A 12,274-nucleotide genomic window follows, 5' to 3' on the forward strand; every position below is an offset into this window, starting at 1 on the left:
CGCTTGTATTTAAAAGACTTCAATGTCAAAACACATTGAAGACAAGAAAAGGAGCGCGTTAGCAGCTCCTTTTTTTTGGAAGAGCGCTTTTGCGGTCAGTCGTCGGTGCGGCCAGACAGCAAGGTTTTGTAGATCACCGCACCAATCAGAGCTCCCACAATGGGTGCCAGCCAGAACAGCCACAGCTGCTGCATGGCAATGTCGGGGCCAAACACTGCCACCCCTGTGGAGCGCGCTGGGTTGACCGATGTGTTGGTGACGGGAATGCTGATCAGGTGAATCAGCGTCAGGCACAGACCGATGGCCAGGCCTGCAAAACCGGGGGCTGCACGCTTGGCTGTGGCACCCAGGATGACGATGAGAAACAGTGCAGTCATGACCACTTCGGTCACCAGCGCTGCAGTCATGCTGTAGCCACCGGGTGAGTGCGTGCCAAAACCGTTGGTGGCAAAACCACCCAGTTGTGCGCCCGCTTTGCCCGTGGCAATCACGTACAGGATGCCGCCGCCGACGATGGCACCCAGCACCTGTGCAATCACGTAGCCGGGCAACTCGCCCCAGGAAAACCGCCCGCCCATGGCCAGACCCACGGACACAGCAGGGTTGAAGTGCCCGCCAGAGATGGGGCCTAGTGCATAGGCACCAGTGACCACTGTCAAACCAAAAGCCAGGGAGACACCGACCAGGCCAATGCCAATTTCAGGAAAAGCCGCCGCCAGTACGGCGCTGCCGCAACCGCCCAGGGTGAGCCAGAACGTGCCAATGAATTCGGCCGACCATTTTTGAACCGACGTATGCATATCGCCTCCTGTGAAAGCGCCAGGTGAGAGCCGGCAGACCATCTGTCAGCCTTCGCTATGCTAGGCATATTGGGTCCATCGTGGTTCATGTGTAACTGCAAAGAAATATCAACCGGCGTGCCGTGCGCAAGCGACAGAGGTTGCAGCATGTGGCAGCCCCAGGCACCTCAAAGCACGGGGCGGTTTAAGCGGCGCGGGCATAGGCATTGGGTACGTTGTTGCCTTGCCTTGCCTTCATCACCCATCTTGCATGGCCCGGGGGCTTGGTAGCGTTAGCCGTTCTCAGGATGCGGGCGCAACGCTCCAGAGCACTTCCCGAGTGATGCGGTCCACGGTGGTGCAGCCCAGATGGGTCATGGTCAGCTCCAGCTCTGCGCGCAGCAAATGCAGCATGTGGGCAACACCCAGCAGACCTGCAGTGGCCAGGGCATGTACTTGGGGGCGACCAATCAGCACGGCGCTGGCCCCCATGGCCAGCGCTTTGACCACGTCAGTGCCGTAGCGCACCCCGCTGTCCAGCAGCAAAGGCACGTGTGGGCCAACGCTGCAGGCAATGGCAGGCAGTACGTCGAGCGGGCTGACTACGCCATCCAGTACACGCCCGCCGTGGTTGGAGACGATGAGGGCGTCAGCCCCCAGTGACACGGCCTGCTGCGCCTGTGCAGGTGACAGTACACCTTTGACGATCAAGGGCAGTGCCGTGTGGGCGCGCAGCCAGCGCAGGTCATCCCAGGAGGGCACTTGTGCCATCAAGGGGGTGCCAAACAGAATCGGCCCCTGCAGGGGGCTGGTGTGCTGTGTGGCAGGCATGCCGTGCAGGTTGGCCGCTTCCACCCCATAGGGCAGCGGAAAACCAGATCGTTTGATGCTGGCATCCACCGTCCAGACAATAGCGGTGTAGCCAGCCGCTTCGGCACGGCGCAGCAACTGCAGGCTGTGGGCGCGGTCGGGTTGCAAATACAGCTGAAACCATCGCGGCGCGGCTTGGCCCATTTCTGCCTCAGCGGCTTGACCTGTTTGGGCAATTTCTTCCAGGGTGCAGCTCGAAAGAGTGCTCACCACCATGCCAGTTTGCAGGGCCACGGCAGCGCGTATGGTGGCGATTTCACCCTCCGGGTGTACCAGGCGCTGGTAGGCCACGGGTGCAAGCAAGATGGGGCTGGAGAGCGTGTGGCCCAGCAGTTCGGTGCGCGTGTGGGCACCTTGCATGTCCGCCAAAGGGCGGGGCAGCAGTCGCAGGTTATCGAACGCCGTACGGTTGTGCGCCAGCGTCAGGTTCTGGTCGGCCCCACCCTGAATGTGCCGCCACGCCTGCGCTTCGATGTGGTGGGCAGCATGGCGTTCGTAATCAGCGGCACAGGCAATGTCTGCTGGAATCTGGCTGTGTGCAGGGCGCAGTGGCTCGCCCAGAGCGTTGAGCATCCCGGCGTTCATCAGGCCTCCGACCACATGCGCAGCAGGTTGTGATAAGTGCCCGACAGGGCCGAGAGCCTGGGGTGGTCAGGGTGGTCCATGCTCAGCTGCTGAATGGACTGGTCCAGATCAAACAGCATGCGGCGTTGTTCATCGGACTTGACCAGACTTTGCGTCCAGAAAAACGACGCGTAACGCGTGCCTTGTGTCACAGGGTTCACGCGGTGCAAGCTGGTGCCGGGGTAGACAATCGCATCGCCCGCAGCCAGCTTTACGCTTTGGTGGCCGTAGGTGTCCTCCACGATCAGCTCGCCACCTTCGTATTCATCGGGGTCGCTGAAGAACACGGTGGTCGAGACATCTGTGCGCACTTTGATGGCAGTGCCCGGAATGACAAACAGCGCGTTATCAATGTGGTTGCCATAGGTGCCGCCGCCTTCATAGCGGTTAAAGCGCGGGGGGAGTACACGCAGGGGCAGGGCTGCAGAAAGATACAGGGGGTTGCGCCCCAATTTGTCGAGAATCAGATTGCCCATCTTGGCGCCCAAAGGGCTGTCAATCGGTAACTGCCAATTGCTTTTGACTTTGACGGCCAGATGGCCTGCGGTCAGGCGTCCGTCTTGCCAGTCAACCTCTTGCAGGGCTTGGCGGCATTCGCGTACTTCTTCGGCAGTCAGCAGGGAGGGGATACGCAGCATCATGGTGAAAGCAACCTTTCAAATATCAACCAGCAGCGCGTTAGCGCTGCTGGCAGTATCTATGTAAAAGCCCCGCAACAGCACGGGCTGGCGGGGCTTTCAGGGGGGCGTTATGTCTAAGTCAAACTCAGGTGTTGCCGGGAGTCCTCAGTACGTGAACTTGAGGGTTGCAACTGCCGAGCGGCCGGAGCCCAGCGTGGCGTAGTGGGCTGAGTAGGTGGAGGCGTAGTAGACCTTGTCGGTCAGGTTGTACACATTCACTTGTAGGCTGACATTCGGGTTGAAGATATAGCTCAGCATGGCGTCATAGCGTACGTAGCCAGCAGTCCCTTTCTTGATCAATGAGCCATTTTCAGTATATGAATAAGCCGCAACGACATCACTTTGGCCGGTTGCACCAAAACCAATATTCAGTTTAGGTGTGAACTTGTAGCTGCTCCACAAGCTGACGCTGTGCTTGGGGGTGTTGGGGAAAGCCAGGCCTGTGCCTGCGCTCGGCCTTCCGGGGTTGAACTTGTCGCTCAGTGCAACATTTCCAATCTTTTTCTGCTCGCTATCCATGTAGGTATAGCCGCCAAATACGTCCCATTGTTTGGTGATGCGCCCCGAAAATCCTAACTCTAGGCCATTGACCACTTTTTCACCTGCCATCGCAGCTAATGAAGTATTGGGGTCGCGCACACGTGCATTGGTGGTTTCGTTGCGAAACAGCGCTGCTGTAAGAGACAGTTGCTGGTCAAGCACATCCCATTTAGTACCCAACTCAAGGGAGCGTGTCTTTTCAGGAGACAGGTCGCTTGCGTTGAGTGTGGGCGCGCGGCCACCAGGCGTAATACCTTGGTTTTCGAGGCCTTGTCCGTTTGCTCCTCCGCCTGGGGTGGATGAGGTGCCGATACTGGCGTAGATGCTGGCATTGGGTTGAAGCTTATAGACGACGCCTAACTGGTAGTTGAATAGTGTGTCGTTGCGGCTGAAGCTAGCTGTGCTATCCCATTGTTTGGTGCGGTAGTCATCCATTCGAATGCCGCCGTTGATCAGCCACTGAGGGCTCAACGTGAGTGTGTCAAAGGCATACAGTGAGACGGTTTCTGTCTTGTAGTGCGTGAAAGCATTGTTGCGCACCATGCGTCCAGTCCAAGGGTCATTGCCGTTGGGGCTGGGGAGTGTCGTACACATGTACGGGGATCCACCCGCTTTGCACTGGTTGCTGTTAGCAATGTCGGTGCCGTTGGCATCTACCATTTTGTAGCTGTCAACATCAGACTTTTCACGAGACAACTCTAGGCCAATTGCAAATTGGTGTTTGACGCTCCCTGTGTTCGCTTGACCGGTAAGTTCCGTGATGTTTTGCAGCGTTTCAGTTTCACTGTAGCGAGAGTTAAAGCGGCGCCACACTTGGCCTTTCTCCACATTGCCCTGGCTGTCATCAGGCTGCGTCCAGACATAGTCCTGCTTGGATTTGCTAAAGCGCGTAGCGTTACGAATCTTGTTCGTGTCTGTGAACTTATGCTCCGCAGCGACAGTGAAAACATCACTTTTCTCTTTGCGGAAATCACGTGCTTTCAATCCGTACCAGTTTTCACGATTGCCACCAAATGTGGGGCGAATGGTTGTGTTCTGGGTTAAACCTGCCGGTTTTCCAATTGCAAAAGGCACTCCGCTGTCTGGCATATCGTCAGACTGCATGTGTTCATAAGAAAGGGTGATCTGCGTCGGCGTATTCATGCCGAATGTCACGGTAGGTGCAATACCCCAGCGCTGGTTCTCAGGTCCATTGCGGCCGGGAACATCGGCATCGTGAGCCATTGCATTCAGGCGGAAACCAATGGTGTCGCTGAGCTTGCGGTTCAGATCGAGTGTCGTGCGCTTGTATTTGTCAGTGCCAAGGCCTACATCGCCAGAGACAAAGTTGTCATTTTTTGCTTTTTTGGTGAAGAGGTTGATAGAGCCGCCTGCTCCACCACGACCTGCATAGGCAGAGTCAGAGCCTTTGACGACTTCCACCGATTCCAGGTTGTAAACCTCGCGCGAACCGGCTGCAATATCTCGCATGCCATCGACAAAAATGCTCCCTTGTGCGTCGCTGCCACGCATGAAAGGACGATCACCCGATGGATTGCCCCCCTCGCCAGAACCAAAAGTGATGCCAGGACTTGCACGCAGAGCATCGGCCAGGCTGGTCGCACCAGTTTGCTTCATGACCTCTTCATTGATTACCGTGACTGTCTTGGGGGTATCAATCAACGGTGCAGTGAACTTGGCCGAAGGCGCGATATCTGTCTTCAATGGCGAGGTCGCACTTTCCTGTACGGTCACCGTCGGCAGCGTAGCGGTAGCTTGGGCGAAAGCGGACGCACCCACGAAGCACAGACCAGTGGCCAAGGCCAATTGGGTGAGTTCGCAGTGCAGTCCCGCCTTGTTAGATGTTTTTGTGGCGTGAGGCATAGGAAATTAGCAGTGATAAAACCTGTGCGAAGACACAGGGTGGCGAATTTTAATCTTGACTGAGAACAATTCTTTTTTGCTTTTGTATTGGCATGACTGGGCGTTGCCTTTGGGCAACAGCGCGAGCGTGGGGGATACATCTTGAAATCGGCACTGTTGACCAGATATGGGCCAAGGCGCCGGGAAACTGGCTTTGCACCATTGGTTTCAACTTACGACTGCACAAGACAAATACATGAGCAAGCAAACCCATTCCTTTCAAGCTGAAGTTGCGCAACTGCTGCATTTGGTGACCCATTCGCTGTACTCGAACCCTGAAATTTTCTTGCGCGAGTTGGTCTCTAACGCTTCAGATGCCTGCGACAAGCTGCGTTTTGAAGCGCTGAACGACAGCAGCCTGTACGGCGATCAGCCCAATCTGGAGGTGCGCGTCTCGTTTGACGCGGATGCCAAGACGATCACCATCGCCGATACCGGCATTGGCATGAGCCAGCAAGAGGCGATCGACAACTTGGGCACCATTGCCAAGAGCGGTACCAAGGCTTTCATGGACAAACTGTCTGGTGACCAAAAGAGCGATGCCCAGTTGATTGGCCAGTTTGGTGTGGGCTTTTACTCTGGCTACATCGTTGCAGACAAAATCACCGTGGAAACGCGCCGTGCAGGCGCGCCTGCATCGGAAGGTGTGCGCTGGGTGAGCGGTGGCACGGGCGAGTTTGAGGTCGAGCAGATTGAGCGCGCTGAGCGCGGAACCAGCATTACGCTGCACTTGCGCGAAGAGGCTCAAGAGTTTCTGAATGCCTGGAAACTCAAGCAAGTCATCAGCAAGTACTCGGACCACATCAGTCTGCCCATCTTGATGGAAAAGCAAGAGTGGAAAGAGGGCGAAAACGACCAGCCCGGTGCAATGGTGAAAACAGGCGAATGGGAGACCATCAACAAAGCCAGTGCACTGTGGACACGCCCCAAAAAAGATATCACTGAAGAGCAGTACAAAGAGTTCTACAAGGCCATCAGCCATGATTTTGAAGACCCGCTGAGCTGGAGCCATAACCGCGTTGAAGGCAATACCGAGTACACGCAGTTGCTGTTTATTCCGGCCAAGGCTCCGTTTGATCTCTACAGCCGTGACAAGAAGGCGGGCGTCAAGCTGTATGTAAAGCGTGTCTTCATCATGGACGATGCGGAAGCGCTATTGCCCGGTTACTTGCGCTTTGTGAAGGGCGTGATCGACTCGGCAGACCTGCCCTTGAACGTGAGCCGTGAGCTGCTGCAGGAAAGCCGCGATGTGAAGCTGATCCGTGATGGCTCGGTCAAGCGCGTGCTGGGCATGCTGGAAGATCTGGCCCGGCACGACAAGCACGATGCCGGGGCCGATGCAGCAGACGTCACTGATGTGGTCAGTGATGAGGACAAGGCAAAGGAAGGCAAGTTCAGCCAGTTTTACGCCGAGTTTGGCGCCGTGCTCAAAGAAGGTCTGGGTGAAGACGTGGCCAACAAGGAGCGCATTGCCAAGTTGCTGCGTTTTGCATCGACTACCTCCGATGCCGTGAACGTGTCACTGGCGGAATACAAGGCGCGCATGAAAGAGGGCCAGGAGGCCATCTACTACATCACGGCAGAGACTTTGGCGGCAGCCAAGAACAGCCCGCAGCTGGAAGTGTTCAAGAAAAAGGGCATTGAAGTGCTCTTGATGACCGACCGTGTGGACGAGTGGGCCTTGAACTATCTGACACACTTTGATGACACCCCGCTGCAATCTGTGGCCAAGGGTGCCGTTGATTTGGGAAAACTGCAGGATGAAGAGGAGAAAAAGGCCGCAGAAGAAGCCGCTGAGGCTTTTAAACCCGTGCTGGCCAAGCTCAAGGAAGCACTCAAGGACAAGGCCCAGGACGTCCGCGTGACAACGCGCTTGGTGGACTCCCCCGCCTGTCTGGTCGTCACTGAAGATGGCATGAGCGCTCAGCTGGCACGCATGCTCAAGCAAGCAGGCCAGCCTGCGCCAGAGTCCAAGCCGGTGCTGGAGGTGAACCCTTCGCATGCGCTGGTAAAAAAGCTGGATGGCAGCGTGCATTTCCACGACTTGGCGCATATTTTGTTTGACCAGGCATTGCTGGCTGAAGGTGGCCTGCCTGAAGATGCAGCGGCCTATGTCAAGCGTGTCAATGCATTGCTGGTGTAACGCGGATAGGCGATGAAATAAAAGGCCCGATGACTTTTGTCATCGGGCCTTTTTATGTTTTTAGTCTTTAGCCGTTACATACAAAGCGTAGTGCGCCATGCAGTGATAGCTGCTCGGCAGTGGCCGTGTGTGCGAAGTCTGCTGCTGCCTGTGCACTACGTCCAGGCATGTCAAGGCAAGCCCTGGCAATCACGTATCAATGGTGGCGGGAGTGGCTCTAAGCTTAGCCATTTGTGGGGTTGCCCTCAGCTGCAGACAATAGAGTGATGAAACAGCTATTTCTGCCCTTGATGTTCGTCTCTGTGCTGGCGGGTTGCTCAACCTCCGCAGGTGTGGGCATCGGCGTGCCAGTTGGACCTTTTAGTGTGGGTGTCGGGCTAGGCTCTGGTGGAGTCTCTGCTGGCGTCGGTACAGGGGTGGGGCCTGTAGGGGTTGGCGTTGGCGTCAACCAGCGTGGGCAAGTGACGGGCAACGCGGGCGTCGGTGCCTCGGTACCCGTAGGTGGAGCCAGAGTGGGGGCAGGAGTTGGTACTTCTACCGTACTGCATGATCCCCAGAACCGGCCTCAACAGCCGTCTGACAAAGCCTCTGTAGCACCCGTTTCTCCATCACCGGTGCCAGCCTCTGGTGCTGTGCAGTGGCGTGATGCCCATGGCAACGTTGTGCCCGAATGCCGTGTGCGTGGTACTTGCTAGTCGCTATAGACAATGCGGTTGCGCCCACTGCGCTTGGCCCGGTACAGGCGTGCATCGGCAGACGCAAGCAGTTGCTGGCCGTCGGTCAGTGAGCTGGGTAATGCTGCTGCTACCCCCATGCTCACAGTGACGAACTCGGCAGCTTGCGCTTGAACATGCGGCATTTTGAGCGCTGCAATAGCCGCCTGAATGTCGTGGGCCAGCTTGAGAGCGCCTTCCAGGGGCGTTTCTGGCAGCAAGCAGACAAACTCTTCACCGCCATAGCGAGCCACCATGTCGCCCGGGCGCTGCAGGCATTGCGCGATCGTCTGTGTCACGTTCTGCAGGCATTCGTCGCCATGCAGGTGCCCGTAGTGGTCGTTAAAAGCCTTGAAGTCATCGACGTCCAGCATCAGCAAAGCCAAAGGTTGCTGCTGCCGCTGCATGCGGCTGAACTCCCGGGACAGCATGGTGTTGAAGTAACGGCGGTTGGCAATGCCGGTCAGGCCATCGCAGTGAGACAGGCGTTCGAGCAAATACCGCTGGTGTGCTAACTCCAGATGATTGCGAACGCGTGCAAGCAGCGCCGGTGTGCGAAAAGGCTTGGCAATGAAGTCTGCGGCCCCCATGTTGAGGCCCACTTCTTCAGCGCTGGCATCTGATACAGCGGTGAGGAAGATGACAGGAATGTGCGCCGTTCTGGAGTCATTTCTGAGTCTGCGAAACACCTCAAAACCGTCCATGCCGGGCATGAGGATGTCCAGCAAGATCAGATCAGGATTGTGTTGTATGGCCATGTCCAGACCTTGCTGGCTGGACGTGGCAATTTGTACATCACACAAAGTGCCTACCACGCTGGCAATCAGCGTCGCATTCATTTCCACATCATCGATCACCAGTACCTTTTGGGGATGAGGTGCGGAGAGCAAGTGGGGATGGATGGGAAGCAAACTCGCGTAGGTCATGGCAGGGCTTCGTCTTGGGGTGTGATGACAGGGCAATATGCTTCAAGCTGAGCGACTCCGGTCACTGCAGCGTGTGCAATGCTGCGTGCAAGCTCGGTGGCAAGCTCAAAGTCAGCGGCCTTTAATGCAGCGGATAGCTGACAGGACAGGTCGCCCAAACGCATCAGCCCGAAGGTGGCTGCTGTGCCTGTCAGCTTATGCGCTTCGCCACGCACGGCCTGCCAGTCATGTTGGTCGGCAAGCTGCGCCAGCAGCTTTGCGCGTTGCAAACTGTCATGGGTGAACTGCGAGACCAGTTGCTGGCGTTTGCTGTCATCAAAAAGCTGTGCCAGTGCATCGATGGCCGTGGCATCAAAATCAGGTTGCTGGTGCTCAGCATCTGGGGCCGCTGGTGTGTGGGGCAAGGGCTGATGGGTGCAAGCGCCCAGCCATTGCTGCAGCACTTGGTGCAAGGCGGACTCCAGCAGCGGCTTGCTCAAGTGGGCATTCATGCCCGCTGCTTGCGCCCGCTCTTTGTCCTGGACGCCCGTATGTGCAGTCATTGCAATGACTGGTAAAACGCCAAAACCGGGCAGTTTGCGCAATGCCCGCGTGGCGCTGATACCGTCCATTTGCGGCATTTGAATGTCCATTAAAACGCAGCTGTAATAGTCGGGACCCACAGACTGCAGTCTCTGGAGGGCTTGGGCCCCATCTTCTGCGCATTCTGTTTGCAATCCCAAAGCGTGAAGCATGCCTTCAGCAACAGCGCGGTTCAGAGGATTGTCATCGGCCACCAAGATACGCAAACCTTGCCACGCCGATGCGATGCTGTGATGGTGGGGCATGAGCAGCGATTCGCGTTGCACCAGCATGCGTGCTGGCTCCAGTACGGCGGTGAACCAGAAGGTGCTGCCTTGGCCAATGCTGCTGTGCACGCCGGCAGTGCCGCCCATCAGCTGAGCCAGCGCACGGGAGATGGTAAGGCCCAGGCCGGTGCCGCCGAAACGTCGAGTGATGGAGTTGTCGGCTTGCTGGAATGCCTCAAACAGCAAGGGCATGCGGTCTGCTGGAATGCCGGGGCCCGTATCTTTAACGCTTGCATGCAACACAATGCGATGCAAGGTGCTGCTGGGGTCGAGGCGCAGCGAAATATGGATGTGTCCGGAGGTCGTGAACTTGATGGCGTTGTTCACATAATTGAGCAGAATCTGGGCGATCCGGTGCGGGTCACCGCGCAAACTGTCGGGGACCTCGCGTGCCATTTTGTAATTGAGCGACAGGCCCTTTTTGCTGGCCTCTTCATGGCACATGCTGAGGACATCCAGCACCACATTTTCCAGGCTGAAATCCGTGCTTTCCAGCTGTAGTTGGCCGGCATCAATTTTTGAAAAATCCAGCACTTCGTTCACGATGCCACGCAGGTGCTGGCCAGCGCGCAGTACGTTGTGCAATTGATCGCGCTGGGTTTGCGGTAGATCCGCTTTTAATAACAGCTGCGTTAATCCCAGAATGGCGTTGAGTGGAGTGCGTATTTCGTGGCTGATACTGGCTTGGAGTACGGATTTTTCATTGGCACTTTGTTCCGCCTCTCTCTTGGCTTTTTCCAGTGCGCGCGACTGCAGCATTTCTTTGGTGACATCCAGCCACACACCGTTAAAGGTGATGCTGCCATCGGCATTTTTGTGTGGATTAGCACGGGTCTTGATCCAGCGTGTCACGCCATCGAGCATTTGGATGGAGACATCAAAATCTACAGGCTCCAGGGTCTCTGCACTTTGTGCGAAGTGTTTTTCTGCAATAGCCGTGGCATGTTCATCGTGGTGACGGATGACACTCGCTGCACAGCTTATGCTGGTGTCTGAATGAACGGGCATACCCATGAGCTGCGCCCATTGAGGGCTGGCAAAGTGCAGCTTGAGCGCAGCTCCGGGCCTCAATTGCATTTGAAAAACCGCGCCTGGCAGTGCACTGGTGAGCTGCTGGAGCTGCTCAATGAGCAAGTGGTTTTTCTGATGCTGCGTGAGCTCTTTCTCAAGTCTTTCGGCTTCTTGCAGTGATGTACCAAAGCTTTTCAAGGTACGCGCCATGCTGCCAATTTCGTCATTGCGATGTTGGTCTGCAATCAACGTATCGTAGTTGTGCAAGCTCATGCGTTGCATGCTGCGCGTCAGGCGGCCAATCGGGCGTGAAATGTAGCGCAGCGCAATCCATGCCGCCCATGCTGAAATCAAGAGCACACTGAGCCAGCCGGCCCAAGTCGTTTTGGAGATGGTGTCCTGGGTGTTGCGGGTTAACTCCTTGGAGGCCAGCGCAAAGACTTTTTGTGCGTCAAGGCGCAGGGTGTCTACTTCTGTCTGCAGGCGATCCAAGGCGGGTGTGAAGCTTTGAGAAAGCACGAGCAAGGCACTGTCACTTTGCCAGCGCAACGCGCAGGTAATGACGTGATGTCCCGCTGTAAACACGTGGCGTGCCTGCGTGAAGATGCCATCCAGTACCAGCTCGTGCTGAGGCAAAAGCGGGTAAATAGCCGCTAAATCAGCTTCAAACTGTGTCTGTATTTCCGTAAGGCGCTCTTTGGCCAGTAGCAACTGGTCTTCATCGTTGGACGTCAGTGCTGCATGCACCAGGGCTGATGCATCACTCAAATGCTGCCGCACGGTGCTCACTTTGCCCGAGGTCATAGCCTGCTGCCCCAAAAGCTCGTGGTATTGGGTCTCAATGTGCTGCATATGCCATGTGGCATAAGCCGTGATGAGTGCAGAGGCGATGCCCATGCAGGCGACCAGAAGCACAATTTTGGTGGTCAGACTAAGGAGTGGCCGTTTCATGACTGGGACTGGGTGGCGCAAAGCACGACAGTCACGGATTCGACGCGCATGTGTGCTTGGCAGAGCGGGGCCACTGAGCGCCAAAAAATATTCTGCAGACCCATGTTTAGAGCGGAGTTTGTATATCCAGCGAGATAACAATGTATCGCTTGTCGTTCATGCACACAGGAGGGGCGGGCATTGACTGCCAAGGCAGCTTAGCCCGAGCCACTGCAGCATCAACGTAGGATAGTAAATCCATCATCGTGCGATAGATGGCTTTTTGTATTGTGGGACGTGTCAGCCAA

At 56.4% G+C, this 12,274-nt stretch carries 8 protein-coding genes; 2 read left to right on the forward strand and 6 right to left on the reverse strand.

Annotated elements, in window-relative coordinates:
• Positions 1-95: 95 nt before the first annotated feature.
• The 4 genes from aqpZ to IB213_RS00920 form a co-directional block, all read right to left on the reverse strand.
• Positions 96-800 (reverse strand): aquaporin Z, encoded by a 705-nt coding sequence (aqpZ, locus tag IB213_RS00905; RefSeq protein ID WP_192405092.1) that lies wholly within the window; start codon positions 798-800, stop codon positions 96-98.
• 282 nt (positions 801-1,082) lie between these two features.
• Positions 1,083-2,234, reverse strand: coding sequence for an alpha-hydroxy acid oxidase (locus tag IB213_RS00910; protein ID WP_192405093.1), 1,152 nt, complete (start codon positions 2,232-2,234; stop codon positions 1,083-1,085).
• Complete coding sequence (locus IB213_RS00915) at positions 2,234-2,914, reverse strand: Fe2+-dependent dioxygenase (protein WP_192405094.1); 681 nt, start codon at positions 2,912-2,914, stop codon at positions 2,234-2,236. The genes IB213_RS00910 and IB213_RS00915 overlap by 1 nt, the downstream gene beginning before the upstream one ends.
• Positions 2,915-3,058: 144 nt before the next feature.
• A complete protein-coding gene (locus IB213_RS00920) occupies positions 3,059-5,356 on the reverse strand; it encodes a TonB-dependent siderophore receptor (protein ID WP_192405095.1) in 2,298 nt (765 codons plus the stop codon).
• 235 nt (positions 5,357-5,591) lie between these two features.
• Here IB213_RS00920 and htpG point away from each other — a divergent pair, with 235 nt between their 5' ends.
• Positions 5,592-7,538: a molecular chaperone HtpG gene (gene htpG, locus IB213_RS00925; RefSeq protein WP_192405096.1), complete on the forward strand. Its 1,947-nt coding sequence runs from the start codon at positions 5,592-5,594 to the stop codon at positions 7,536-7,538.
• A gap of 266 nt (positions 7,539-7,804) precedes the next feature.
• Positions 7,805-8,233 carry a hypothetical protein gene (locus IB213_RS00930; RefSeq protein WP_192405646.1) on the forward strand — a complete coding sequence of 143 codons (429 nt, stop codon included), beginning with the start codon at positions 7,805-7,807 and terminating at the stop codon, positions 8,231-8,233.
• Here IB213_RS00930 and IB213_RS00935 read toward each other — a convergent pair.
• Both IB213_RS00935 and IB213_RS00940 read right to left on the reverse strand, forming a co-directional pair.
• Complete coding sequence (locus tag IB213_RS00935; RefSeq protein ID WP_191722476.1) at positions 8,230-9,177, reverse strand: diguanylate cyclase domain-containing protein; 948 nt, start codon at positions 9,175-9,177, stop codon at positions 8,230-8,232. The genes IB213_RS00930 and IB213_RS00935 overlap by 4 nt on opposite strands.
• A complete protein-coding gene (locus IB213_RS00940) occupies positions 9,174-11,987 on the reverse strand; it encodes an ATP-binding protein (protein WP_192405097.1) in 2,814 nt (937 codons plus the stop codon). The genes IB213_RS00935 and IB213_RS00940 overlap by 4 nt, the downstream gene beginning before the upstream one ends.
• Positions 11,988-12,274: the final 287 nt, after the last annotated feature.

The sequence above is a fragment of the Comamonas sp. CMM02 genome (genome assembly GCF_014851485.1).
GTDB lineage: Bacteria > Pseudomonadota > Gammaproteobacteria > Burkholderiales > Burkholderiaceae_C > Comamonas > Comamonas avium.

Coding starts and splice junctions, on each gene's coding strand:
- aqpZ (WP_192405092.1), bottom strand. CDS start 800: ATGCATACGTCGGTTCAAAAATGGTCGGCCGAATTCATTGGCACGTTC.
- IB213_RS00910 (WP_192405093.1), bottom strand. CDS start 2,234: ATGAACGCCGGGATGCTCAACGCTCTGGGCGAGCCACTGCGCCCTGCA.
- IB213_RS00915 (WP_192405094.1), bottom strand. CDS start 2,914: ATGATGCTGCGTATCCCCTCCCTGCTGACTGCCGAAGAAGTACGCGAA.
- IB213_RS00920 (WP_192405095.1), bottom strand. CDS start 5,356: ATGCCTCACGCCACAAAAACATCTAACAAGGCGGGACTGCACTGCGAA.
- htpG (WP_192405096.1), top strand. CDS start 5,592: ATGAGCAAGCAAACCCATTCCTTTCAAGCTGAAGTTGCGCAACTGCTG.
- IB213_RS00930 (WP_192405646.1), top strand. CDS start 7,805: ATGAAACAGCTATTTCTGCCCTTGATGTTCGTCTCTGTGCTGGCGGGT.
- IB213_RS00935 (WP_191722476.1), bottom strand. CDS start 9,177: ATGACCTACGCGAGTTTGCTTCCCATCCATCCCCACTTGCTCTCCGCA.
- IB213_RS00940 (WP_192405097.1), bottom strand. CDS start 11,987: ATGAAACGGCCACTCCTTAGTCTGACCACCAAAATTGTGCTTCTGGTC.